Here is a 24,672-nt window from a genome sequence, read left to right as displayed (position 1 = left end):
TACTCGCTGGCGCCGAAGCTCGAGAGCGCGTAGCAGGGCCTCGCAAGTCCGCCCGACCTGTAGAAATCGCTCTGAACGTGCCGCAGTCGACCTATTGCACTGGCGCGGACGGTATTCTTGCGGACGACAGCCCATTTCCTGAGATGAATTCGAGGGGGAGCCAACATGTTTGCAGATGCGATTAAAACCATCATCGACTTGTTGATGCTTCGCAAGACCGAGAAGAAGCTCGACGTGGAAATCAAGCACGGGGAACTGAGCACGCAGAAGACCGAGCTAGAGATCGCGGAGTTGAAGCGTCGATCAGCTCCTCCGGGCCTCTTGGTCACACCGGACCAGATCACGCTAGAGATCATCCAAAGGGTCGATCCGCGCTCGGCCGCGAACGCCAACGCTGCTCGACAGCAGATTCGGGCATTCGTTTCATACAGTCACGACCGGCGTTTGCAAGCAATTGAGCTCAGCGAAGCCCTGCGGCGGGGGGATGTCGAGGCGTTCCTCGACACCAGCACGCGCGTCAATGGTGACTTCGCCGGGGAGGAAATCGTGCGCGCGATCGATGTGTCAGACGTTTTCGTCGTCCTGCTATCGGAAGGGACATTTCGGAGCGGCTGGGCTGTTCGGGAGTTGGAACTTGCGCGCAGGGTCGGCAAGGTCGTTATCCCTGTCTACCTGGATGACTTTGAACCGTTACTGTCAGGCCCCGACGAAGAGAAGTTCTCGTGGTTGCGAACGCTAGCGGGCCTGCGCTGGCCTAGCACGGCTGAGGCGACCCCCGTCAACGTCACTGACAACGCACTAACGGCGCCCCGACAACGAGTATGGGACTAGGCACTAGCCGATACCCATTGCCCGCTTGATTTGTGACATCGCCGGAGCCAGTGCCGCAAGTAGGTTCACATCGGCTCTTGATTTGTAAACCGTCGTTGTGACGAATGTAAGGTCAGAGGGCAGCCGCTGCAATGACTCCGGCACCAGAAGAAATGTCCGCGCACGGCCAAGGGCGCCCGAGAAAAATCCGAGCTCGAACACAAGATCGTCGCGCAGCGCTGGGGCAGGAACGCCTCGTGATGTGGGGATGTCGTCTGCAGTCATGACAAAGATTGCGAAATCGTAGGAGAGCCGAGCGTCGTTGAGGTGTTCGATGTAAGTTTCACTAGATGCAAGGAACGACGTTTGGGCCCAGACATCGCATTCAGCAACTTGTTCAAGCAGGTGTGCAATCGCATTTGCCACCGGCAATGCCTCCGCAGAAGATCCGATGAATGCCCGCGGTCGCTTCGCTCTTGATCTCGAAACGGGAGTCACCCGGGCGCTTTGTGATTTCGGCGTCGGAGTGGCCCCCGAGGCAGGCCGTATCGTGAGGGTTTCGATGAAACTCAGGATCTGGTCCACCTTGTCTTCCAGCGTCAGAAGTGACCGTCGCCTTGGCGCCGGCGATGGAATTGCCGCGAGCGATGCTTCCAGTTGCGGCCACCACAGGTCAAATGCCTTATCCAGCGTTTTTTCAGGCAGTACCGGGCCGGATGTCTGCTGGTTCAGTGATAACAAGAGGTTACGAGTCCCCGCGCGATCTGCACTGATCCCCTGAAACTGAGCCAACGGGCCGCTGATTTCCGCAGGAGCGACGTCAAGGTTGTAGAGAAAGAGGCGTGCCGTACTGGTGAGCTTCGAGATTGCGCCCGCCTCGAAATGAAGCCAAGTGGCGTCCAAGTTGTCTGTGGTAAGGCATACGATGCCAAGGTGTGTCTCTGCTAGCGCCCGCTCGAGCCCGCTCATCCATTTCGTGCCTTTTTCGATGTCGTCTGACGAGAGCCACGGCTCCACCACTTGCAGGACGCCCGGAAGCCAGTCACGCAGTGCGTGAGCGACAAACTGACTGCGTGTGCCGGACCAACTAAGAAAGACCTTCATCCGTCCCCTCGCGTGTTGTTCGCATTCTGACTCAAGGCCGTGCATCCAGCGACCTTCCGCTCCTGTTCCGACTAAGGTCGTCGCTCTCTGACCCCAACGCAGTCTCGCTGACTGGCTCTGCGAGTTCGTGTCCGATCAAGTGCCGACTGGCATCCATGGCCATCACGTCTGCCGACCCTTTGGCGCCGTCTCCCCACAAGGCGGCGATGGGCAGGGAGTTCTGGTACTCCGAGACCCGTTCGTTGGCTCGCCGCAGGCGGCCACTGAATTCGATGCCCCGCATGGGCCGCGGCGACATAAGCTGCGTCTAGACCAGGAATCATCGATCCCACCCCGGCGGCGTCGTTGTCGCTCCCATGGGCAAGCAGCGCACCATAGACTGCCAGCAATTCGTGGCCAGACTCAGGGCGGCGGGCCAGCAGCGCTTCGCTGAATTGTGTCGCCGCGTCGACCTCCATCAGCAGGTCGGGCAACTGCACTTGTCCGATGTGCTTGAAGACTGCCTCTCGGGTATTGCGAGCTTCGACTTCCTCGTCCAACGCATTGATCGGCGGCAAGTGCACCAGCCCCTTGGCGTCAATGTTCACCTTCGGTCGTTATGAAAAAGCTCTCTCGCGCGCTCAATGAGTTCTTCATTTACATCGACAACAATGCGAGCGCCATCGTCAACTACGGCGAGCGATACAGATGTGGCGAGCGCATTTCCACCGGCTTCGTCGAATCTGCCGTCAACCAGGTGGTCGCCAAGCGATTCAGGAAGAAGCAGCAGATGCGCTGGACTCCGCGTGAGCGCATTTGCTCCTTCAAGTCCGAGTCCACGTCCTGAACGATGCGCTCTGCGCGGCGTTCCGGAAGTGGTATCCGGGCTTTGGTGACGGAGCATGGGAGGAGCTCGCGGCGTAGGACACACCCAACTTCTGGATGCTCTCCGAATCGCGCGGAAGGGTTGGAAGCTCCCGGCGCAGGGCGGTGGAAGAGAAGGGCGGTGCCAGCGGGCCCCTGAACAGCCGGCTTGGCAAAAACGCGAATGTTCGTTTACTTCGAATACTGCGTTTATTGCGTTTGTGCTCTAATGAATCAGACGTCCGAGAGAGGCACGTCCCGATCAACAGCAAGGCAACTGCAAGTAGAACGAGATGACCAGCGAAGTGCTGCAACGCGCGACGCCCGCCGAGGCGGAAATGGCCGCCGCTGCCCACCAGTGCCTGGTGGCCGCGCTCGACCATTCGAAGGCGGACTACATCGACGTGACGCTCGACCTGGACGACGACAGCCACGAGGCCCCCGTGCTGAAGCTGCCGCCCCGGGCGCTGCACCTGCTCGCGCATGTGCTGCGCAGCATGGCCGCGCGCCAGCCGCTGATGCTCGTGCCGCAGGAGGCCGAACTGACGACGCAGGAAGCGGCGTCCATCCTGAACGTCTCGCGTCCGTTCGTAATCAAGGAAATCGAGGAAGGGCGCTTGAAGCATCGCAAGGTCGGCCGCCACCGGCGTATCGCCTTCGAAGACTTGATGGCCTACCAGGCGGCGTCGCGCGACAAGTCCCGCGCCGCGCTCGACGAGTTGGCGCGCGTGTCCCAGGACGCCGGCTTCGAGTTCTGAGTCGATGGCGGGCTCCGCGCGCTTCACCGCGATCCTCGACGCCTGCGTGCTGTACCCGCAGCTCGTGCGTGACCTCCTGATGCGGCTGACGTTCGCCGGGCTGTACCACGCGCGCTGGAGCACGGCGATCGAGGCCGAGTGGACCCACAACCTCCTACAAAAGATGCCTGCGCAGGCCAAGGCGATCGAGCGCACCGTGCTGCTCATGCGCGAGGCGGTGCCGGGCTGACTCGTGGTGGGCCACGAGAAACTCATCGCGGGCCTCGAGTTGCCCGACCCCGACGACCGCCATGTTCTGGCCGCGACGATCGTGGGGCATGCGGATGCCATCGTGACCTACAACCTGAAGGATTTTCCGGCGGCGGTGCTCGCGGTCCACCACATCGAGGCGCAGCATCCCGACGAATTCATCATGAACCAGCTCGAGCTGCATGAGCTCACGGCGCTCATTGCCATCAAGGAGATGCGCGCAAGCTGGAAAAGTCCCGCGCGCTCAGCCCAGGAACTGGTCAGGGCGCTGGAACTCCGCGGGCTTCCGCAGACGGCCGCCTACTTGGCGAAGGCTTCCAAGCTCATCTGAGCGTTAGGCCACGGTCACACTGCCATGAACTCCCTCTCGATCTTCGCCGGCGTCGACCAGGCTGGGGTGATTCGATTCGTCGGGGACGTGCCGCGCGGTGCGGCCTGCGGTTGTCGGTGCGATGCGTGCGGCGCGCCCCTGATGGCGAAGCGCGGCGAGGTCAACAAGTGGCACTTCGCCCATGAAGCGAGTCAGGAGCGCCCGGACTGTTTCGCGGGCGCGGTCAATCTCCTGAGGCGATTGGCCATCGAGGTATTGCACGCGGCGGGCCGCTTATCGCTGCCGGTGCTGCGTGTGCGAGTGGCGACGCGGCCGCCGCTGCCGGTCCTCCAGGAGCACATCGAGTGGATCCCGGGGGAGGGGATCGCAGACCATTGGGAAACCCGTCCGGCGCGTCACGCGCCGGCGGGCCAGCTGGTACTGGCTTCGGGCACGCGGGTCCAGCTCTTTGTGGAGGTCGGCGGCGCGGGGCATGGGCGGCAGGCGGCCACTCGCTGCGCCGGCTCCCATCGAGATGCCCGTCGTCGCGAAGGCGGCGGACACCGACCCGTCGCCGTGGGCTGCATGGCGCAAGCCACGCAGCTCCTTCATCTTCTACGGGCTCGCCGACGGCAGTGCATGGCTGATGCTTCAGCAGGTCGCTTGGCCGAAATCGCCCGAACACTTCCCTCCATGCCATCGTCACGTTGCTGATGGCGTGATCGATGCAAAACAAGGGGTGATCGTCCTTTTCGTGTCGTTTGATACGGTCAGGGCAGAAATCCATATGGACGACAACCACTTACGGCGCCCGTCTGTGCGCGAAGACTGCCGGGCGCAAGCTGTTGAATTTCAAAGGAAAACTTCTCGCGACCGCGTCGATCCGCAGAAATAGTCCGCTTACCCCGAGTTGGTGATCAACATGAGGGCGGCCAATTGAGCTGGGCGTAGATCCCGCAGCGGATTTTGCTGCTTGCAAACGACGTGCTTCGTTAGAGTCGGCTTCGTTGATACAAGCATTCCTCCGTCGATCGCCGGAGGCCTGATGCACCACTCGGTGCAGCGCTGCGATCCCGACCGGGCCGCGAGCCAAACGATCGGCAGCCTCCTACTCGATCCGCTCAAGCGTGATGACCGCCATCGCCTCCTTGCCATCAGGGAGCTTGTACGGCGGCGATTTCCACGTGAGCGTCTTGCCTGAAACTCGCATGTCTGCCTTCCGTTCCGTCCCGGTCCATATCTGGTTCCACGACGAGGCGTAGCGCAGGAACACCGATGTGCCCTCCACGCGGTAGGAGCCGGTGCCAAAGGCTGCGGATTGGTACAGCGCGACGCGTTCCTCATCGGTCGCCACCGGCCCGGCCGGAGACTTGCGATCGTCGCCGACCCATCCCCATGCGAAGTGGCCGCTGCGAGTGAAGATCGCATGGCCGACAGGTTTCTCTCCCAACAAGTTTCGGACTGCCCCGGAATCGACTTCGCGGATGACGATGCTCGACACCGCCCAGACTCCGCTGGGCTGAGTTGCCTTGTCCTTTGCAGTCGCCAACGGAAGGAATAGTAGGAAGCCCAGGCAGACGATGGAACCGGGCAACCGAGTGTGCGTTCTCATGGGAACCCCCTCTCATCTTCGCCGTTGATCTGCTGAAACGTTCTGGCGATGTCGCCCGCATGGGGTGCCTGCTCGCCCGAACCGATGATGGTGAACCGATACGACCTCAAGAACAAGATTGGATGTTTCGATTGCTTGACGCGGCTTCCATCCTTGGCGAGCGGGTCGAAGCGGATGTCGCGGAGTGGACGCGAGACTACTGCGGGAAACTGACACCCCGCCAGCACAGTTCGGGGGAGCAACGGGGGCCTGATAGAGGTCAGCCGTCTGCCTCGGAACGTGGTGTCGGCTAGGTTAGCATCTCGTTGCAACAGGTGCTGCGATAGCGCCCGCGCTTGGCAACGACACCTCGTGCAGCGCCTTGAGATTGAGCGCCCGTGCGTCTTCGCGCAGTGCATCAGTGGCTCAGGCGAGCAGTTGCTTTTTCCGTACGCTGCCCGTACATCGACCAGATCCAGAACCGACTGCTGTCGCCCTTCTCGGCGTCGCCACTGTGCTGCTCCCTTTGCTTCCTTCCGATTTGGACGCTTCGGTGCTTCCTATCGTCTCTTTACGACGCCGTGCGTCCGATGACGCAGTACAAGTAGACGGTAGCGAAGATTGCCCAGCCAGCATGTGAGAGAGCGAAAAGTGCAGGTGGCCACATCAGACGCTTCATAAAGCCTGGGATCTTCTTTGGCGTGTTTGGTGATGGGTCTGGGCGAATGATCTCGGTCAGAGGGTTCGACATCCGTGCTACACGGTCAGCGCATTCCCAATAGTTGCTGAGGTGCACGCCCAACTCCTTGTGAACGTAGGTCAGATAGCCCGACAGGATTAGGCCAGCCACTGCCATCCCCCAGATCAGGGCGATCACGCCCGGCATCTTCATCTGTTCAATGAAAAACTTGAGCGAGAAGCCCAGGATGGCACCGTTCACCGCCAGAACCCATGTTGACTGCGCCCACGCATGGGCCTTCGTCTTTCCAGATGCCTCTTCGTAAAACTTGATCAACTCGATCAGTTGGGAAGTCGTCAGCGCGTCAGCGTCTCTTGGCGCTGGCGCAGCGGCCTGGCTATCAATCAGCCATCGGATGATGGGTCTCATAAGGCATTCTGTGCTCGCGATGTCGGCGCCGCAATCGCGCGGGCCATCAAAGGAGGGGAGATTGGGATCGCACCCCGGGATCCAATTGGCCTGCAACTTGTGATAGCCGCAGTGATGGGCGAGCGAGCCGTCGTTGTCAATAATTGCCCAGTCGCTCATGTAGGCAAGCTCATCGCGATAACCATCGGCGTAGGAGAGGTCGCCGTACCCCAGAGCGTGGCCGAGCACTTGACAGATCACCGGGACGTTTGCGTTTTACCGCGTCGACCGTCAGCAGTACGAGCGCTTTGGTTGCTTGCTGAGATCTTGTCGTTCAGCTGTACTGGACCGTGAAACGCGATTCGACGCCACGCAAATCGTAGAAGAAAGTGATTTACTTTCTTCTACGGATGATGGCGCTGTGCATGCCACGCTCAATTCGCCGTGGCGGTGGAACTGCGGAACAGTGACTCGTCGATCTCAAGCCGCTGATCTCGGCCACGCTACCCTACCGCGACGTCGGCAAGGCACTCGCGCTGGCGGCCGACAGACCACAGGCGATGAGTGCGCTGTCATCAATTGGCAGGACCTAACGCAGCGGCAGCAGCACGGGCACGAGCACGACGCTGACGATCATGACGATCACCGTGAACGGCAGGCCGACCTTGAAGAAATCGCCGAAGACGTAGTTGCCGGGCCCGACCACCAAGGTATTCACCGGTGAAGAGATCGGTGTCATGAAGGCGGCCGAGGCCGCGAGCGCGACAATCATCGCGAAGGGGTAGGGCGATGCTTGAAGCTCGTTAGCGATGGCCAGTGCAACCGGCGCCATCAGCACGGCCGTGGCGGTGTTGGAGATGAACAGGCCCAGCAGCGCCGTGACCACGAACAGGCTTGCCAGCACGGCGTGGGTGCCCGCGCCGCCGATCACCGACATTAAGGCCTCGGCCGCGAGTTCGACACCGCCGGTGCGCTGCAGCGCTAGCGAAAAGGGCAGCATGCCGACGATCAGCACCAGACTCTTCCAGTGGATCGAACGGTAGGCGCTGTCCAGGTCCACGCAGCGCATCGCGCCCATCAGCAGACAGGCGATCAGCGCGGCCTGCACGTTGGGGACGATGCCACTGACCATCAGCACGATCATCAGGATCAGGGAGAAGAGCGCGTGCATGGACTTGCCCGACACCGCCAGAATCTCGTCGCGTTCCGCCGGCAGGTTCAGCACCAGCAGATCGCCGGCATTGAGCCGGAGCTTGTCGATGGCTTTCCAGGAGCCGATCAGCAGCAGGGTGTCGCCCACGTTCATCGGCTCGTCCATCAGGCCGTGTTCCTGCGCGTCGGCGCCATGCCGCAGCCCGATGACGGTGAGGTCGTTGTGCGTGCGGAAGCGTGCTTCGACGACGGACTTGCCGGCGAGCCCCGAGTCGGCCGAGACCATCACTTCGACCATGCCGATGTCCTGCGAGCGGTCGGCGAAGTAGTCGCCGGACAGCGGCAACGCTTCCAGTGCGAAGCGCTGCCGCAGGGCCTCGATGTCGAGCTTGGGCGCGAACAGATCGACGAGCAGGATGTCTCCCGCCTTCAGCTCGGTCTTTGCCGCGGGGGCGATGAAGTCGGCGGCGAAGCGGCCTTTGCGCTCGATGGCGAGGATGCTCACCCCCGAGCTGTGGCGCAGATCGAGTTGCGCGAGCGTCTTGCCGACGAGTGTCGAGCCGGCGCCGACGCGCAGCCGGTATTCACGGTCCGCAAGCTTGTAGGTGTCGATCCATGCACGCAGGCTGGGGCGTCGCGCGCTGCCGGAGGCAGATTTTTGCTGGCTGGCCAGCCAACGCCGCGCGAACAACATGTAGAGGATGCCGAGGATCAGGATCGGCACGCCGAATGGCGTGAAGCTGAAGAAGTGAAAGCCCTCTGTACCGCTGCGCACCAGTTCGCTGTTGACGACGAGGTTCGGCGCGGTCGCTACCAGCGTCATCATGCCGCTGATCAGCGCGGCCATCGAAAGTGGCATCATCAGCCGGCTGGGCGCCATGCCGGTGCTTTGCGCGATGCGCAGCGCCACCGGAATGAAGATCGCCACGACGCCGGTCGAGCTCATCACCGCGCCCATGGCCCCAACCACGCCCATCAGCAGCACGAGCAGTCGGACCTCGCTGTTGCCGGCTTTCCTGATGAGCCAGTCGCCCAGACCTTGGGCCACGCCGGTACGCACCAAGCCTTCGCCGATGACGAACAGGGCCGCAATGAGCACGATGTTGGCATCGCTGAAACCAGCCAGCGCTTCTTGCATGTTGATGACGCCGGTGAAGGGCAGCAGCGTCAGCATGAGCAGCGCCACCGCGTCCATGCGCGGGTTGCCGATCGCGAACATCGCGATCGCGGCAGCGAGCAGCGCGAGGACGAGACCGAGTTCGGCAGTCATCGACACTGGCCTATAGGGCGACAACTTGCACCGAAACCACCAAGCGCTTGAAGGCATCGGCCGGACCCGACCAGGAGCCAGACAGCGGTGAGGCCTTCTCCTGTTCGCGGGCGACGGCAACGGTGACGTGTTCGCTGCCGACGCGCTTGTTGTTCGTCGGATCGAAGCCATGCCAGCCCGCACCGGGCACGTAGATCTCGGTCCAGGCGTGGGTGGCGCCGTGCTGGCCCTCGTTCAACTGGATGTAGCCGGTGACGAAGCGCGCGCCGAAGCCCCAGTAGCGCGCGGCTTCCATCATAAGCACCGCATAGTCGCGGCAGGACCCGCTACCCAGCTCGAGCGTCTCGTGGGGCAGTTGCACGCCGGGAGCGTAGCGTTCGTTGTATTGCAGGGAGTCGTGAATGCGCGAGTTCAGCCGGTTCAGCAGATCGAAGGTCTCGATGATCTGCCCGGGACAATAGAGCTCGCTCAGCCAGGTCTGCAGCGCGGGGCCGTCGTATGGATAGCTGGGAAGGCGGTAGACCATCAGTTCCAGCTGCTCGTTCGGCGCGTACTGAAACGGGAAGGTACGCGCGCCAGGATCGATGAGGCAATCGATAGGTGCGTCGTGGTAAAGATCGACATCGACCTCGCTGAAGATGCGAAGCTCGCGCCCCGGCTCCTCGAAGCTGACGATGGCCACCGAGTTGTCGTAGACATCGCGCAGCCAGCGCACGTTGGCCCTGGGCTCGATCTCGACGCGGCCGCTGGCGATATGCACATCGTGCCCTTCGCGCGGCCGCATCATCGCGCGGTGCAGACCGAAGCTGACCGGCTCGTGGTAGTGATACTGCGTGTGGTGGGTGATGCGGATGCGTTTCATGTGTGGAAACTCCCCAGGGCTCGGAGGCGAACAGCTTCAGCCCCAGGGGTTCGGCGAGGAACCTAGCGGCAAGCTGGCCCCTGACGCTGTTGCCCGCCTCGTCGAGGGGCAGGTGCGAAGGCGCACAGCCCGCCCTTGCCGGGCGCCGTGGCGACGAGCAGCCGCTGCCGCCGCTCTTCCCCGGCAGGCCGGTGCGCATACCCACGCGCCCGAATTTTCGTAGAGCCCGGCCGTCACCTTCACTGCCAGCGCGTGCTGGCAGCGCATGCCGTTGATTATGCGCTGCCGGGTGAAGGGATTGACGCCGCCGTTGCCCAGGGTGGCGGACATGACCGCCAAGTCTCGGGCGGTGACATTCAGCGCGCACTGTGTCATTCCAGGCACCGGGTGGGAACCAGACGTGTCGTCCTCTCAACGCATCCAGCGCTCAAGGACTTGCGCGACGGGCGAGGACTGTCGGGCGGAAGGGCCCTGAATGGCAGAAGGGCTGCGCGAAAACCGCGGTGCGGGCGTCGGATGCCGGACGCCTTCAATCTCCACGAAAGCATTGCGCGCCGCGTTGCGCGGGTGCGAGGGCGACTCGCTGAGCGTCAGCACCGGTGCGAAGCACGCATCGCTTCCTTCGATCGAGGCAGTCCACTCGTCGCGCGTGCGGCTGCGAAGGATTCGGCCCAACTCGGCCCGCAAGGCCGGGCAGCGTGCCTTGTCACGCTGCGGGCTTCCCAATGAAGGATCGACGCCTAGCTGCTCACACAGATCGGCGAAGAACTGGGGCTCGATCGGCCTGTGGAAGGAACTGCATATCTGGCTGAAGCTCGAGCGCGGCCGTGTGCCCGACGGCGGCTCGATCGCCGGCGCCATCGACTACAGCCTGAACGCCAGGGACGCCCTGACGCAGCACCTCGAAGACGGGTCCGTGCCAATCGATAGCAACTTGATCGACGCCAAATAAAGCCGTGGGCCATGGGCCGGCGAGCATGGCTCTTCCGCGGCAGCGGGTTGGCCGGTCAACGCGCGGCGATCGTCATGAGCCTGGTGCAGTCAGCAAAGCTCAACGGACACGATCCCTGGGCCTACCTTCGCGACGTGCTCGAGCGGCTTCCCAGCCACCTCGACAGCCGCATCGAAGAGCTCTTGCCACACCGCTGGGTCGCGCCACTCGCTTGATCTCTGGCCGACGAGAGCATCGGTGCATCGATACCGTCACGTCACGGGGGATGACAAGCCGCTCACTTTCTAAAGGCATCCCTCAGCAACAGCGGCTCGACCACGGCCATCAGACGAGACGACGGCACGACGCGCCCCATATCGGCCAAGAACCTCTCGCGCCGCGTGCGCTTCTTCCTCATCGCGTACTCGGCAACCGCGCCTGAGGTACTCCGCCCAGCGCCGGGTCCTCGGTCACTGCTGGATTTCCCAGTACCGCGGAACAGACCCGGTGGGGCGGGGCCTAAGCCCGCGCGCCGATGCTTTTTTGCCCATCAACGACAAGCGAACGAATATCCTCAATCAGCCTTGGGGAGTCACCAAAGTAGGAGTGCCCAAGGAAGTTGGTGTCGATATTTGTTGCGTCAATGGTTTCAAGGCCATCTCCAAAGACGATCTCCTTGCCTGCCGAGCCGACGCGCGTGAAGCCATGCAACTTGACAGATGTCACGAGCGCCTTGTCCTTCGACGACGCGTAGACAGTCATCGGCACGTGAGATATTCCCAGGATCGGCATGAGCTGTTCCTTGAAAACAGCCGCATCGCCTACACGAACTGACCAAGTTCAGTCCATCAGGTGTTGACCTGCAGTCGAGCATCAAGCGCTGGTCCAAGGAGACGGTTGCCGCCCGTCCGTTCACAAGGCCAGGGAATAGAACTTCGACGCTGCAGACTAGCCTTGGCCTTCAGCGCAATCGAACTGGCCCTTCTTGATCATGTGCATCAGCTCGATGTCGGCAATGGAGAGCATCTCATTCCTGGGGGTGCGCATCGCAACAAAATCCTTAGCGGCGCCGCTCGACGAAGACACCGGCCAGCAGTGCCTTCCGGTATCGATCTCTTTGCTGCAGCGCACACCCCCAGGAATGAGATGCTCTCCAATCACCACTGGCCATGACCTTCACTCGAACTCGCCGACGAGCAGCGCGGGGACGCGCTGCTTCAGCAGTTCGAGCAAACGCCGGGACACCGGCGAAAGATAGCCACCGCTGCGGGAGCTCACTCCCAGTTCGCGTCGGAGCACTAGGAGCGACGGCTGTACTTCGCGTAGTCGCGCGTGCTTTTCGGACGCAATCGTGTGTCGTGACACAAAGCTCAGGAGGTTGGTGCCCGCGATCAACTGCGGCAGCAGCGGGATGGAGTTTGCTTCGATCTGAACGTTCGGTGGCGGGAGACCGTGAGCCGCGAAAGCGGCCTCGAGCCATTGGCGGCTCGGGGCTTCCGGTTTGGGTAGCACCCATGGATAGTCAAGCAGCATCTCCAGGCTGATGCGCCGTGCCTTGAAGATCGGGTGGGCTCTGCGGCCGGCAACCACGACTTCCTCCATTGCCAAGGGATGCCGTGTGAGCAACTCATCCTTCTCCGGCGGAAGCAGGCCGACGACGAGGTCGAGTTGCTTTTGCCTCAACTGCTCCAGCAGATCGAAGCTCGCCCCTACCTCGATGCTGACCTGCGCCTTCGGCGCCTGCGACAGCAGCACGTGGCACACCTGCGGCAGCAGCGCGCCGACGCTAACCGTCCCGCTGCCGATCCGCACCAGCCCCGCCACGCCCTGGGAGAAATCGGCGACGTGGCGCAGCGCCTCGTCCGCCGAGACGCGCAGCTGCCTGGCTTCCTCCAGCAGCACCTGGCCCACGGGCGTGAGTCGCACGCCGCGGCCGGCTTTCTCGAACAGTGGCCCGCCCACGGTTTGCTCGAGGCGGCGGATGGCCTTGGTCAACGCTGGCTGGCTGCGGGCGATGGTCTCCGCGGCACGCCCCAAATTCTCGGTCTGCGCCGCCGCTTCGAAGTAACGTAGGTCGCGCAGATTCAATTCCATTCCAAACTTTCAGTTATCGGTTACGGAATATTAGCGAATGGACGGTTAAGGGTTCCGGAACGACCATTGGTTCCCATGGATGCACCCACGACCCCATTGCTTGCCGCCAGCGCCGGCGGCATGCTGGCGATCTGGCACGACGTGGCGCCCGGGCAAAGTGCCACGGTGCGCGAATGGTATGGCCGGGAGCATCACTTCGAGCGCCTCGCGATCCCGGGCTTCATGGAGGCACGCCGCTTTGATCGGGTTGCCGGCACTGGCGCCGAGATTTTCGGCGCCTACCGCGTGACCGCACCCGAGGTGCTGAACAGCGATGCCTATCGCGCCCGCGTCGATGCGCCCAGCGGGTGGACACGCGAGGCGATGCGCCACTTCCGCAACATGTCGCGCACGGTCTGCGTCATCACAGGCCGCGCGGGGCATGCCCAAGGCGGATTCCTGGCGGCGCTGGCCTCGCCGTGCGGCGAATTGGTCGATGCGCCCGCGACCTGCGATCAGCTTCTGAGTCCGCCCGGCGTGCTGCAGGTCACTGCGTTGGCCGCTGAACGCAAGGCGCCCGGGCCGTCCAGCACCGAACAGGGGTTGCGCAACGGTCCGGACGCGCAGATCGCCTGGGCGCTGCTGTTCGACACCGACAGTCTCGATGCGGGCGAACGGGTCCTTGAAGCGGCCCAGTCGCTCACCGGCTGCCGCCAACCTGTCCAGGCTGCGGTCTACCGACTCTGCTTCGCCGCCCGAAACCCCTCTTGAGGCCTGACACATTGGAACACCTTCGCATCATCACCAAGAACCATACCAACCCCGCGTACGGCGGGGCGCTGGTTGGTGCGCGCACGGTGGCACAACGCATGGGTTGCACCCTGGACCATCGTGCGCCGGAGATGGCCGACAGCCCTGAGCAGCAATCCGCTTTGATCGATCAGGCCATCGTCGATCGACCGGACGCGATCATTCTGCTGCCTGCGCACGCCAGCGCCATCAACGATGCCATCGCGCGCGTCAACGCTGCGGACATCCCTCTCGTGCTGTTCGTGAGCGAGCCGACTGCAGGGAGATGGGTGGGCTTCATCGGGTCCGACGACACGCGCATGGCCGCCGCGCTCGCGCACGCCGTGCTGCCTCGTCTGCGCCCGGATGCCAAGGTGGCCATCATCGAAGGCCACCCAGACTCCATCACGACCCCACAGCGCCGCAGGGGATTCGAACAAGCACTTGCGCAGTACGCCGACATGCAGTTGGTGGACGTGGTGTCGGGCTACTACCAGCACGCGCCTGGTCGCGAGGCGGCGTTGACGTTGTTGTCGCGGCACGCACGACTCGATGCAATCCTGAGCGCCAACGACCTGATGGCGATGGGGGCGCTGGAAGCCTTCGCGCAAACCGGACACAGGGTGCCCATGGTGAGTATCAATGGCACGCCGGATGCCGTCGCTGCCGTTCGGGCAGGCACCCTGGCCGCCACCGCCTCCTTCAACACCCACCGCTTCGGCTGCCTGGCCGTCGAGATGGCTCTACGCCACCTGCGCGGCGAGCGCGTAACTCGCCGCATCGATCTGGCGTCCGACATCATCGATGCTGGTAATGCGGCCGAGTGGGACAGACCGTACGAACAGCGCGTCTGCCCGGACTGGGACCAAGTGGTCGCCAGCGAGGCCGGATCTCAGATCGCCTGAAAACCCTTTCCTTTCCATCCACACACTCAGGAGACTCATTCCATGCGTTTGAAAGACAAGGTTGCGTTCATTACCGGAGGCGGTGCCGGCATCGGTGCCGCTGCCGCCGTCCGCTTCGCCAGCGAAGGTGCGGCGGTGGTTGTGGCCGAGATCGACCAAGCTCGCGGCGCGGACCTGGCGGAATCCATTCGCGCCCATGGTGGCAAGGCCAAGTTCGTTCGTTGCGACGTGACAGACGAGGCATCCGTCGAGCAGGCGGTTGCCGAAGGCACGGCGGCTTTCGGCGGCCATCTCGACATCCTGTACAACAATGCTGGCGGATCCACCCCGCACGATGACATGGTGACGGTTGTCGACATGGAGGAGTTCTGGCGATGCATCAAGCTGGAGCTGCTAGGCACCTTTCTCTCCAGCCGCTTCGGGATCCGTGCCATGCAGAAAGCCGGCCGCGGGGGCTCGGTCATCAACACGGCTTCTTACAACGCCACCATCGGCACCTCGGGGCGCGACTGCTACACCGCCGCCAAGGGAGCGGTGATTGCGCTGACTCGCTCCATGGCCGTGGAGTACGCTCCCGACGGCATCCGCGTCAACTGCATTGCCCCGGGCGTCGTGATCAGCCCGCGCATGACCAAGTTCCAGCAGGACTTCCCCAACCATCGTATTTTCGACAAGAAGAACCGCCACCACCGGCCGGAGGTCCCTTCACACCTGCTGGGACCGATCGAGATCGAGGACTTGACCCACATGGCCTTGTTCCTGGCCTCTGACGAATCAAAGCGAATCACGGGCCGTATCGAGCTTGTGGACAGCGGCGCCACCGCGTCTTGATCGTCACCTCAAGACCAAAGGAGACAACAGCATGCACAAGACCGTCCTCGGCGCGCGCCGCCTTTTCCTGGCCGCTGGCCTCGCGCTGTGCGCCCCTGCCTTTGCGCAGGGGGCAGCCACCTTTCCGAACAAGCCGATCCGCATGATCGTGCCTTTTACGCCTGGCGGTGGCTCGGACGCGGCCGCCCGCTTTTTTGGCGAAAAGTTGTCGGCCGCGCTCGGTCAACCGGTGCTGGTTGAGAACCGTCCGGGCGGCAACAGCGGCTCGATCGGGACAACATTCGTGAAGAGCCAGCCGGCGGATGGCTACACGTTGCTTCTGGGCAGTACGGCACCGCTGGTCACCAACGTGGTGATGGTGAAGGATCTTCCCTACGATGCCGCCAAGGATTTCAAGCCGGTGGCGGGCTTGACCAAGAATATGACCGCCATCGTGGTCCCTCCCGGCTCGCCCTACAGGACGCTGCCCGAGCTGGTAGCAGCGTCGAAGAAGTCCGCTTTGAACGCGGGGACGGCCTCCGAAGGCTTCCACCTGGCGGCCGACTGGTTCGCTAATTCCGCCGGCTTCAAGTACACGCACGTTCCCTACAAGGGCCTCACGCAGGTATTGACCGACGTCGCGGGCGGCTATCTGGACTGGGCCATCGTCGACTTGGCCGGCGCCACGCCGCTGCTGCAGGGCCATCGCATCCGCGCTTTGGCCGTCACGGACGAAGCCCGGCATCCGTTCTTTTCGAGCGTGCCGACAGTGAAGGAGAGCGGCTATCCGGAGTTCGTCTACGACACCTGGACCTCCATTCACGTGCGTTCCGAGACACCCGACGACATCACGCGCAAGCTGGCGGAAGCCACGATGAAGATCGTGGCGTCGGATGCCGCCCGCGCGTATGCCCAGAAGGCAGGTACCCAACTGCTGCCGCTCGGTCCGGAGGAATTCGCGAAGTACCAGCGAGAGGAAGTCGAGCGCTTCCAGAAGGTGGCGGAATCCTCCGGCATCAAGCCTGAATGAGGCCGCAGATGACTGACTCTTTCCTCGCCAATGTCGCCGAGATCGACTGGCTGCAATATCCCGGCCACTTCGGTGGTGCGCTGTCGAAGCCGTTGGTCACACCGCAGACCTGCCGCTCCAGACGCATCGATCACCGCATTTCCTGCTACGCGCCGATGGCGTTCGTGGAGCCGCACGTGCACGAGGTACAGGAACAGGTCTATCACGTGCTGGAAGGCGAGGGGCTCCTCACGCTGGACGGCCAGCGCCACTTGCTGCGCCGCCACGACTACGTGTTCGTCCCTCCAGGCGTGCGTCACGGGTTCACCAACAACGGAACGGTGCCGTTGGTCTTCCTCGTCATCACGACGCCAGTGACCGACGAGGAGCCGCTGTGATGGCGGCCGACACGCGTACCTGCCGCCTGCTGGTGGCAGGCGAATGGCAGGACGGCTGCGACAGCAGCAGCGTTCTCGACAAATATCGGCAGGCACCATGGGCGCTCGCCCAACTGCCCTCCCGCGAGCAGGTGGCACTGGCGGTGACTGGCGCCGAAGGGGCCTTTCGCGCGAGCACGCTTGACGCATACGCCCGCGGTGCGATCCTTGATCGCGCAGCCGCCATCATCGAGCGCCGCTCTGACGAATTGGTGGCCGTGATGCGGGCGGAGGCTGGATTCACCGGTCACGACGCTGCCAACGAGATCCGGCGCGGGGCCATAACGCTGCGGCTTTCGGCCGAGGAGGCCCGTCGCTTCAGCGGCGAGCTCGTGCCGATGGAAGGCGCGCCCGGCCAGGCAGGCCGCATCGGCTTCACCTTGCGCGTGCCACTCGGCGTGGTCTGCGCCATCACACCCTTCAATGCGCCGCTCAACACGGTGGCCCACAAGGTGGGCCCAGCACTCGCTGCCGGCAATGCGGTGATTCTGAAGCCCTCCTTGCACACGCCTGTGACGGCCTGCATCCTTGCCGAGGCGCTGCTCGAGGCCGGCCTGCCGCCCGGGCTGCTCTCGGTCCTGCACGGCGGCGCGCAGGTCGCCCAGTGGCTCCTGGACGAGCGCGCAGTCCGCTTCTACGCATTCACGGGCAGCACCGAGGCAGGCCGCGCAATCCAGCAGCGCGCGGGCCTGCGGCGCACGCAGATGGAGCTGGGCTCGATCGCGCATTGCGTGGTCTGCGATGACGCCGACCTCGACGCGGCGCTGCCGAAGATCGTCAACGCCGGCTACCGCAAGGCGGGACAGGTGTGCACGTCCGTCCAGGTGCTGCTGGTGCACACGGCCATTGCGGCCGAGGTGGAGCGGCGGCTCACCGACATGGTCGAGTCGCTGCCCTACGGCGACCCTTCGGATGCGAGCACGGTCGTCGGCCCTGTCATCAGCGAAGCCTCGGCCCAGCGTATCGAACGCTGGATCGACGAGGCCATGGCAGCCGGCGCGCGCAGGCTCGCGGGCGGCGAGCGCCGCGGCGCGGTGGTACCGCCCACGCTGCTCGCCGACGTCGACCCGGCTACGCCGCTCGGCTGCCAGGAGGTGTTCGGCCCCGTCATGTGCGTCGTGCCTTTCGACCGCCTTGAGGACGCGATCGACCGTGTCAATTCCACGCCCTACGGCCTGGCCACCGGCGTGTTCACCAACCGCCTCGACGACGCCATCCAGGCCGCGCGGCGGCTCGAAGTCGGCGGGGTACACATCAACGAGACCTCCAGCTCGCGCGTAGACCTGATGCCTTACGGCGGCTCCAAGGACAGCGGCTTCGGCCGCGAAGGTCCGCACTACGCGATCCGCGAGATGAGCGAAGAACGCATGGTCACCCTGCTGGCCTGATCCCCCGAAAGAAAGAGACATACCCATGGCAACCATGAAGGGCGGCGAACTCATCGCCGAATACCTCGTCAAGCAGAAGGTGCCGTACGTGTTCGGCATCTGCGGGCACGGCAACGTCGGCATCCTCGATGCGCTGCACCAGGTGCGCGACAAGATAAAGATGGTGTCGCCGCGGCACGAACAGTGCGCGGGTCACATGGCCGACGCCTACTTCCGCGTCAAGCACGAACCGGTCGCGACACTGACCTCCACCGGCCCCGGATCGGCCAACATGGTGATGTCGCTCGCGACTGCCCTGTCGGACTCGTCGGCCTTCCTGGCGATCACTGCCAACGTGCCCACCTCGCAGGCCAACCGCGCGCCTTTCCAGGAGCTGTACGCGCACAACCAGGCCGACTTCGCGCAGGTGCTGCGCCCCGTCGTCAAGCGCACTTTCCAGCCGACGCGCGTGGACATGCTGCCCCTCGCGCTGCGCCAGTCTTTCGACACCATGGTCACGGGCCGGCCGGGGCCGGTGAACATGGACATTCCGTACAACGTCTTCCAGGAAGAAGCCGAGGTCGAGGTGCCGCCGGTATCGCACCGGCACGGCTCGCACCGTCCGGGCGCGAGCGATGCCGACGTCGCCGCCGTGCTGGACCTGCTGGCCGCGGCGAAAAAGCCGGTCTTCTTCATCGGCCATGGCGCGACGCTCGCGGAGGCGGGGCCGGAGATCACGGCGCTGTCGAAGCAGCTCGGCATTCCCGTCATCACCTCGCCGAACGGCATGGGCTGCGTGCCGGCGGACGATCCGCTGACGCTCGGCTTCATCGGCCGCAACGGCGCCTATCCGGCCAACCAGGCCGGCCGTCATGCGGACCTGGTGCTGTGCATCGGCACGCGCTTCGACGACCGCTCGTCGTCGAGCTGGCATCCGGGCTATTCGTGGAACTTCCCGAGCACCAGGCTGCTGCACGTCGATATCGATCCGCTGGAACTCGGGCGCAACTATCCGCCGACGCTTGGCGTGATTGCCGATGCCAAGGTATTCAGCGCGCAAATGCTGGCCGGGCTCGGCCAACGGCGCGAGATCGAGGCCGCGCACTATGGCGCCTGGCGTGCGCAAGTCGCGGAATGGCAGGCCGAGTGGGAAGCTTTCGTGCGACCGAACTTCAGCGCCATCACGACGCCGATCCGACCCGAGTACGTTGTCGATTCGCTGCAGGACGTCCTCCCTGACGACGTGATCCTCTCGCTCGATTCCGGCGTGCATCACAACTGGTTCATGCAGTTCTGGAAGCCGAAGCGCACGCAGAGCATGCTGAACAGCTGGGGTTATTCGTCGATGGGCTTCGGCGTCTGCGGCGTCCTCGGCGCCCAGTTGGCCGCGCCCGACCGGCCCTGTGTCGCGGTGGTCGGCGATGGCGGTTTCATGATGGCGCCGTATGTCGTCGCCACCGCGGTCGAGTACGACCTGCCCTGCGTGTGGATCGTGTGGAACAACTTCGCATGGGGAGCGATCCGCGACCTGCAATACGGTCTCTTCGAGGGCCGAGAACTGGGCACCGCCTTCTATAAGGGCAAGCAGGGGCCTGGCGGTGAACGCTACAACCCCGACTTCGCGGCATGGGCACGCGCTTGCGGCGCCGACGGCGTGACCGTGACGCGCAGCGAAGACCTGCGCGGCGCCGTCGAGCAGGCCGTGCGCAATCGCAGGCCTTGCGTCATCGACGTGCACGTCGACTCCGAAGTCCGCCCACCTTCCACCGGCACCTGGCAACTGCCGCCGATTCCCTACAAGGAACCGATGTTCGGCAAGCCGTGGATGGGCTGAGAATGTGATTGCCCGTTCTCGATTGGGTGACGAGCGCCTCTTGAACCGGGTGCTGCAGATCATCGACGAAGCGCCGATACGACTCGTCGGTCGTCTTGCGCTCCAACAGGTCGGTGCGTCCGCGGAAGAACTCCTTGATGAACTGGACTTGACCCTGTTGCGCGGACGGGTTGGGACTTGATTCTCAGGTCAAATTGACGTCTCCCCCTTATCCGGTCATTTCTAAACTGGAGTCGGGTGGGGGTGGCTCTATGGTGCACTCTCGCTGACGTCAGCCGCCGGTGCACGCAACCGGCATGGCGCGTCCCACGGCCCACGACGTGCGGCCTTGCTCGACGATCAGCGTTTGGCGTCCGTTGGAGAACTTGGTCCCCGACTCTCCGATCGCCGGAAGATCGCCAGCAGCCGCCCCGTCAACGGAGACCGAGGCGCTGTCTCCCATCAAGCGCACAGCCAAGCGTGTCCCATTGCATACGTAGCTACTGACTGGATATGGATTGCCGACGCCGATCGAAGGACTTGGCGTCGGATGGTGGCATGCCGCCAGCGTCCAGATGGCAAACGTGCCGACGATTAAACAAAAATAGTGTCGCATTCATCCCCTCTCGGTCGGCTCCGTGGCGATGTTGCCAACGTCGTTGTAGCCAGTGGTCGCCCCCTTCGGTCCAATCGCGACGCGCTGGCCCCCCCGAGGTGTAGGTGGCGTTTACTGCCAGGGCGGGGTCGTCAAGCGACCGCACCTTCAGCCAGAGCGTAAGGCGTGCGACTACAGCCCGCAAGCAGCGATTGTCGGTCAGCGAGAGCCGCGCGTCTTGCGGATGCCAACGGTGTGCCAATCGGAGACGCCTCGCCGCGCGAGCCAGGAGTGCACCATTAAGCCCCGCGCGCGAGTGAGTCGACGGCGGCACGGATCTCCACGTTGGGGTAACCGAATCTTCGATGAAAAATGACACCGTTGCCCGCAGAAAGCGCAAGCGCGACAAGTACCGCGTCCAGACGTCACCCGACGCTCCGCGTACGTTGTTCAATTCGCTAAGCAAAAGGTTTGAACAAGCCGGCAACCGTCCACGGAACCGGGTCAACTCCAAGATGCGGTTACCCCAACTTGTGGAGTGCGCTGTACCCCGAGACTATCGGCCGTTCGAGCGTCATCCTGCAGATGCGAACGGACGCGTCGTCCGGATCCAGCTTCACCTCGAAGCCGAGGCGCCTGGCAAGACGAAGCATCGGCTCGTTCGCTGACTGGACGAGCTGTTTCGGGGCGAAGTTCGAAGTGCTGCTGCCGCGGACACGGAATTCTTCCCACGAGAGCGAATTCGGTCTCGCTTCTGTCAGCATGGGGCCTCTGGCCGCTTGGCAGAGCGGTCCGGTCTCGGAAATGCGGGGCGGAAATGCTTAGCTTTCGGGGCTAAGGAGGTGGACGCTCAAGTGGGGTCCTTCGTCAGAACTCCCCATGCCATCGAGCCAGTGGGAGAGACATGAAAAACCTCAACAACTCCGTCGGGACGCATGCGGTATGACACCCGATAGCCACCACCCTTCAGGCGGAGCTCGTCGTTGATAAAGGTCGCAACTCTGACGTTTTGGTCTGGAACAAAGCCCTTCGCGGCGAAGAGCTGAATAACGTTTGCGGTATAGGGAGTGACGTCGAGGACCGCCAGCTTGACGTCGCACCCTCGAGCGCGACAGGACCATCCAGACCATTTTCCCAGCCACTTCGAACGCTCTGCAGGGGTATCGGACGCGGCCGGTTTGATGACCAGGGAATCTGGGAACGTCGCCTTTTCCGCGCTCTGTGATTCGCCTGGTTGCATCCGCACGATGTCAGGTGGCCAGTACGGGCCCGGCCCATCGGATGCGTATGGCGAGACGGGCACCACCTCTCTCTTCAGCTTGCCCTTCATCTTGAAGCCACCCCACTCACTAACCACACTCATCTCTTCGTTGGACTCCAGCTTATAGGTGGCTGTGGCGCCGTTGATACTGAGCACCAAGGCGTCTCCGTGCGCAGTCCCCGGCATCCGGTACCACGTCGACGGCCCACCTGCCATCTGTCCGCGGCCAGTCCCAACGGACCAGATCACCCAGGCGAGCCCAGGCTCGATGCGCTCGACGACGATCGTGTGTTGCTGCTGCATCTGTGCGCCTATCAGTGTGCCCGTCCACTTCCCCGCCAACGGCTTGAGATTCTCGGAAACCGCAGGCGCGGCCGCCATGACGGATGCATCGGCTGGAACTGGCGCATCGAAGACGTCGGCTGTGGCTGCGCCGATCCATGAGGTCAATAGCGCGACTAGAGAATTCAAGAGAACCCTGCACATGGAGCCTCCTAGGTCGACAGCCTTCCCATGGTGCCAGCTGCCGATGGCTCCGTCCATGCCGCGGCGGCGAGATCCGCCACCGGCAGCAGCAGCTCCAGCAACTCAGAAGACCTGGCATATGGAATCGTGGCGGCCAAGTGGCTCGGGACGTACTCCAGCTCTGCACAGATCCAGCGTCGGCGACCGGCGATTTCGGCGCGGACAGAGCAGGCGCAGCGCTGCCACCTTGGCACTCTCACGGCGACGCGGCCGAACAGGCTCTTGTAGTGCACGTCGTGATAGTCCTTCAGGGGCCGATCCAGGCCGCAGGCTGGGCACTGCCGCTGTCTGGCCGACATCAACTCGACCTGGCGCGTGACGATCCGGGCCTGCAACTGCGTAAGGGCAACCTTCCATTGGCCAAGCTCAGACCCAGGGTCTCGATGCTCGGTTGCGAATCGAGCTCTAAGGTCAGCAGCGGCTGCGCATCCGACTCGTCCGTCCCGTCGCAAACCGCCAGACTGAGTTTGATCTTCATGGCCGATCTCCGAGTAAGCAAGGAAGACGGATTCTCCGCAGCCGCCAATGCTGCCTCTGACCGTCAGGCAAATATCAGCGGCCGCGCACCCCACCAAATCGAACGGTCTCCCGCTGCTCCGGAATCGCCCAAGTCGCGCGCACCTTTTGTTGGGGGCGAGTTCATCCTGACCATCATCGACGAGTCGCAACTGTTCGCCATCGTCGCGCTCGGCCCAGAATCAACGAGCCGAGACTTGGGAGCAGAACGCAAGCGAATAGGGCGTTTGCAGGGGCGTAGCAGCGCCGGATGGGCTTCCAGGCGAAGCCACCTGATCGAGTGTCGACCGATTGAACAGTCCGGACCCGCCTGCTCAGTTTGGGGCTGAACCTCGTGGGCATGGTGCGTTCAGGGCGTCGAGAAGGGCGGCGCGAAACTCCTCATGATTCAACACCTTACGCAGCCCTCGACGCATTGGATTCGCGAAGTCGAATTTACTTCGCACGGTTGCGAAGTACCTCATTTACTTTCTTTCCTGTGGCGGTAAATCTGTGACTACGAGAGCAGCCGCCAGAGGCAATCGGCGCGCGTGGCCGGTACCGGATTTACTTTCTTCTACGGGATCGAAGAGCTGCACCCTAATCCCGGCGTCACACGATCGTGACAGTTCACGCTTTTCCTTGAGCGCGCGCCTCTTCGAGCGCATGATGCGCACCGCTGCGGCTGACCTGTGACGGTACGAGGCCGCCGTGAAGCGCAGCGTTCATGTGGCCTCTTTTTTCGAGGAGCACAACAATGAACAATCGCGCATTTCAGGCGATCCATCTCGCAGCCTTCGTCGTTGCGGCCACCGTTTCCTCCGGCGCATTCGCGCAAAAACCACCGATGCAGAAGTCGGTCTGCCAGGCCGTAGGCCTCTCGCCCCAGGAGCCTGTTGGCGATCGTGATGGGCATACCTATTCTGTCAGTAGCTACAGCTGCCAGAACCAGGGTGGCGATTTTGACGGCGCCATCCTCACCGGATCAACCATTTGGGAATCAGAAAAGGGCAGCTCCGTTGCGCTCGCCGGAAGCGGCGTGATTCGCAGGCCCGGCATGTCGGCGGTGTTCGTTCTGACCGATGGCAAGAGCAGCCTAACCATGGCCGATGGAAAAGTCACCGGATTCTCAGGAACCGCAAAGGGCGTCTACAAAGTCGCGGCCGGCGCGGCTGCCTCGCTGGCCGGCAAAACGTTTAGCTCCACGTTCAGGAGCACGGCCGGCGGGCAGTTCGTGATCGAGACAGTCGTCGATTGACTACAACGCCTTCTCGGCTCTGGTGCAAAATTTTCGCGCGGCCGAGCGGCTTCGTGAGCGTGTTGCACGGTCAAGCTGAAAGCACTGCTTTCCAGATAGCGGGCGCGGCTTGGCCTTTGAGGCGCAGACGGCTGAGATTAAATTGACCCTTGCGAATGCGATGCATCAACTCCACGCCGGCGATCGTCACTGCCGCTTGATCGAAGACCTTGAAGCCAAGCATGGGCTTGATGCGCGACTTCACGCCTCGATGGTCCGTAAGCGCTCAATAAACCACGTCCTTGCGGCGGCCGCCATGGACCATGAAGCTACGTTCCCATGTACAGCAACATGGGAACGTGATGTCAGAGTGGTTGTCGGAGTTGGGC

The 24,672-nt window shown here is 63.2% G+C and carries 25 protein-coding genes and 4 pseudogenes; 17 read left to right on the top strand and 12 right to left on the bottom strand.

Annotated features, from left to right (window positions below; genetic code table 11):
* Positions 1–165: 165 nt before the first annotated feature.
* The gene (locus QTI04_RS33450; RefSeq protein WP_286619529.1) at positions 166–831 is read left to right on the top strand and encodes a toll/interleukin-1 receptor domain-containing protein; all 666 of its coding nucleotides are present in this window, start codon (positions 166–168) and stop codon (positions 829–831) included.
* 3 nt (positions 832–834) lie between these two features.
* On the opposite strand, the gene QTI04_RS33445 is transcribed toward QTI04_RS33450, so the two are convergent.
* Positions 835–1,914, bottom strand: a complete 1,080-nt coding sequence (locus QTI04_RS33445) for a TIR domain-containing protein (protein WP_286619528.1) — start codon at positions 1,912–1,914, stop codon at positions 835–837.
* Positions 1,915–1,945: 31 nt separating this feature from the next.
* A complete protein-coding gene (locus QTI04_RS34425) occupies positions 1,946–2,197 on the bottom strand; it encodes a Tn3 family transposase (protein WP_369292814.1) in 252 nt (83 codons plus the stop codon).
* A 315-nt stretch (positions 2,198–2,512) separates the two neighbouring features.
* On the opposite strand from QTI04_RS34425, the pseudogene QTI04_RS33440 reads away from it, so the two are divergent.
* The 5 genes and pseudogenes from QTI04_RS33440 to QTI04_RS33420 all read left to right on the top strand — a co-directional run.
* Positions 2,513–2,817: pseudogene (locus QTI04_RS33440) on the top strand (ISKra4 family transposase); the annotation flags it as partial.
* Between the two features lie 233 nt (positions 2,818–3,050).
* Complete coding sequence (locus QTI04_RS33435) at positions 3,051–3,515, top strand: helix-turn-helix domain-containing protein (RefSeq protein WP_286619527.1); 465 nt, start codon at positions 3,051–3,053, stop codon at positions 3,513–3,515.
* Between the two features lie 4 nt (positions 3,516–3,519).
* Complete coding sequence (locus QTI04_RS33430) at positions 3,520–3,744, top strand: hypothetical protein (RefSeq protein WP_286619526.1); 225 nt, start codon at positions 3,520–3,522, stop codon at positions 3,742–3,744.
* Between the two features lie 6 nt (positions 3,745–3,750).
* On the top strand, positions 3,751–4,095 hold the full coding sequence (locus QTI04_RS33425; protein WP_286619525.1) for a hypothetical protein: 345 nt from the start codon (positions 3,751–3,753) through the stop codon (positions 4,093–4,095).
* 514 nt (positions 4,096–4,609) lie between these two features.
* Positions 4,610–4,969 carry a hypothetical protein gene (locus QTI04_RS33420; protein ID WP_286619524.1) on the top strand — a complete coding sequence of 120 codons (360 nt, stop codon included), beginning with the start codon at positions 4,610–4,612 and terminating at the stop codon, positions 4,967–4,969.
* Positions 4,970–5,182: 213 nt separating this feature from the next.
* On the opposite strand, the gene QTI04_RS33415 is transcribed toward QTI04_RS33420, so the two are convergent.
* From QTI04_RS33415 to QTI04_RS34415, 6 genes are all read right to left on the bottom strand, one after another.
* Positions 5,183–5,575 (bottom strand): lipocalin-like domain-containing protein, encoded by a 393-nt coding sequence (locus QTI04_RS33415; RefSeq protein ID WP_286619523.1) that lies wholly within the window; start codon positions 5,573–5,575, stop codon positions 5,183–5,185.
* 661 nt (positions 5,576–6,236) lie between these two features.
* The gene (locus QTI04_RS33410) at positions 6,237–7,001 is read right to left on the bottom strand and encodes a hypothetical protein (RefSeq protein WP_286619522.1); all 765 of its coding nucleotides are present in this window, start codon (positions 6,999–7,001) and stop codon (positions 6,237–6,239) included.
* A gap of 340 nt (positions 7,002–7,341) precedes the next feature.
* The gene (locus tag QTI04_RS33405; RefSeq protein WP_286619521.1) at positions 7,342–9,174 is read right to left on the bottom strand and encodes an SLC13 family permease; all 1,833 of its coding nucleotides are present in this window, start codon (positions 9,172–9,174) and stop codon (positions 7,342–7,344) included.
* Positions 9,175–9,184: 10 nt separating this feature from the next.
* Complete coding sequence (locus QTI04_RS33400) at positions 9,185–10,036, bottom strand: transglutaminase family protein (protein WP_286619520.1); 852 nt, start codon at positions 10,034–10,036, stop codon at positions 9,185–9,187.
* A 36-nt stretch (positions 10,037–10,072) separates the two neighbouring features.
* Positions 10,073–10,411 carry a glutaminase gene (locus QTI04_RS34420; protein WP_369292813.1) on the bottom strand — a complete coding sequence of 113 codons (339 nt, stop codon included), beginning with the start codon at positions 10,409–10,411 and terminating at the stop codon, positions 10,073–10,075.
* Positions 10,412–10,447: 36 nt separating this feature from the next.
* A complete protein-coding gene (locus QTI04_RS34415; protein WP_369292812.1) occupies positions 10,448–10,897 on the bottom strand; it encodes a CoA transferase in 450 nt (149 codons plus the stop codon).
* On the opposite strand from QTI04_RS34415, the pseudogene QTI04_RS33395 reads away from it, so the two are divergent.
* A pseudogene (locus QTI04_RS33395) lies at positions 10,833–11,203 on the top strand (transposase domain-containing protein); the annotation flags it as partial. The gene QTI04_RS34415 and the pseudogene QTI04_RS33395 overlap by 65 nt on opposite strands.
* Positions 11,204–11,486: 283 nt before the next feature.
* Here QTI04_RS33395 and QTI04_RS33390 read toward each other — a convergent pair.
* Both QTI04_RS33390 and QTI04_RS33385 read right to left on the bottom strand, forming a co-directional pair.
* Positions 11,487–11,774: pseudogene (locus tag QTI04_RS33390) on the bottom strand (alpha/beta hydrolase); the annotation flags it as partial.
* A 369-nt stretch (positions 11,775–12,143) separates the two neighbouring features.
* Positions 12,144–13,061 (bottom strand): LysR family transcriptional regulator, encoded by a 918-nt coding sequence (locus QTI04_RS33385; protein ID WP_286605402.1) that lies wholly within the window; start codon positions 13,059–13,061, stop codon positions 12,144–12,146.
* 75 nt (positions 13,062–13,136) lie between these two features.
* On the opposite strand from QTI04_RS33385, the gene QTI04_RS33380 reads away from it, so the two are divergent.
* From QTI04_RS33380 to QTI04_RS33345, 8 genes are read left to right on the top strand one after another with little or no spacing between them, the layout of a single operon-like run.
* Positions 13,137–13,811, top strand: coding sequence for a hypothetical protein (locus QTI04_RS33380; protein ID WP_286619519.1), 675 nt, complete (start codon positions 13,137–13,139; stop codon positions 13,809–13,811).
* An 11-nt stretch (positions 13,812–13,822) separates the two neighbouring features.
* Positions 13,823–14,734 carry a sugar ABC transporter substrate-binding protein gene (locus QTI04_RS33375; RefSeq protein WP_286619518.1) on the top strand — a complete coding sequence of 304 codons (912 nt, stop codon included), beginning with the start codon at positions 13,823–13,825 and terminating at the stop codon, positions 14,732–14,734.
* A gap of 42 nt (positions 14,735–14,776) precedes the next feature.
* Positions 14,777–15,565, top strand: a complete 789-nt coding sequence (locus QTI04_RS33370) for an SDR family NAD(P)-dependent oxidoreductase (RefSeq protein ID WP_286605405.1) — start codon at positions 14,777–14,779, stop codon at positions 15,563–15,565.
* Positions 15,566–15,596: 31 nt separating this feature from the next.
* Positions 15,597–16,574, top strand: coding sequence for a tripartite tricarboxylate transporter substrate binding protein (locus tag QTI04_RS33365; RefSeq protein ID WP_286605406.1), 978 nt, complete (start codon positions 15,597–15,599; stop codon positions 16,572–16,574).
* Between the two features lie 8 nt (positions 16,575–16,582).
* Positions 16,583–16,951 (top strand): cupin domain-containing protein, encoded by a 369-nt coding sequence (locus QTI04_RS33360; RefSeq protein WP_286619517.1) that lies wholly within the window; start codon positions 16,583–16,585, stop codon positions 16,949–16,951.
* Entirely contained in the window at positions 16,951–18,378 is a 1,428-nt protein-coding gene (locus QTI04_RS33355) for an aldehyde dehydrogenase family protein (protein WP_286619516.1), read from the top strand. The genes QTI04_RS33360 and QTI04_RS33355 overlap by 1 nt, the downstream gene beginning before the upstream one ends.
* A 25-nt stretch (positions 18,379–18,403) precedes the next feature.
* On the top strand, positions 18,404–20,191 hold the full coding sequence (locus QTI04_RS33350) for a thiamine pyrophosphate-binding protein (protein ID WP_286619515.1): 1,788 nt from the start codon (positions 18,404–18,406) through the stop codon (positions 20,189–20,191).
* A 40-nt stretch (positions 20,192–20,231) separates the two neighbouring features.
* Positions 20,232–20,372 (top strand): hypothetical protein, encoded by a 141-nt coding sequence (locus tag QTI04_RS33345; RefSeq protein ID WP_286619514.1) that lies wholly within the window; start codon positions 20,232–20,234, stop codon positions 20,370–20,372.
* 1,243 nt (positions 20,373–21,615) lie between these two features.
* On the opposite strand, the gene QTI04_RS33340 is transcribed toward QTI04_RS33345, so the two are convergent.
* Positions 21,616–22,569 carry a hypothetical protein gene (locus QTI04_RS33340; protein WP_286619513.1) on the bottom strand — a complete coding sequence of 318 codons (954 nt, stop codon included), beginning with the start codon at positions 22,567–22,569 and terminating at the stop codon, positions 21,616–21,618.
* Between the two features lie 209 nt (positions 22,570–22,778).
* Between QTI04_RS33340 and QTI04_RS33335 the strand changes: the two genes are divergently transcribed.
* Both QTI04_RS33335 and QTI04_RS33330 read left to right on the top strand, forming a co-directional pair.
* The gene (locus QTI04_RS33335) at positions 22,779–23,396 is read left to right on the top strand and encodes a hypothetical protein (protein WP_286619512.1); all 618 of its coding nucleotides are present in this window, start codon (positions 22,779–22,781) and stop codon (positions 23,394–23,396) included.
* 407 nt (positions 23,397–23,803) lie between these two features.
* Positions 23,804–24,304: a hypothetical protein gene (locus QTI04_RS33330; protein WP_286619511.1), complete on the top strand. Its 501-nt coding sequence runs from the start codon at positions 23,804–23,806 to the stop codon at positions 24,302–24,304.
* Between the two features lie 70 nt (positions 24,305–24,374).
* Here the strand turns inward: QTI04_RS33330 and QTI04_RS33325 are convergent.
* A pseudogene (locus QTI04_RS33325) lies at positions 24,375–24,560 on the bottom strand (IS6 family transposase); the annotation flags it as partial.
* Positions 24,561–24,672 lie beyond the last annotated feature (112 nt).

This window comes from Variovorax sp. J22R115 (assembly GCF_030317005.1).
Classification (GTDB): Bacteria; Pseudomonadota; Gammaproteobacteria; order Burkholderiales; family Burkholderiaceae_C; genus Variovorax.
The sequence above is the reverse complement of the archived record's forward strand: the minus strand, read 5'-3'. Positions and strand labels throughout refer to the sequence as shown.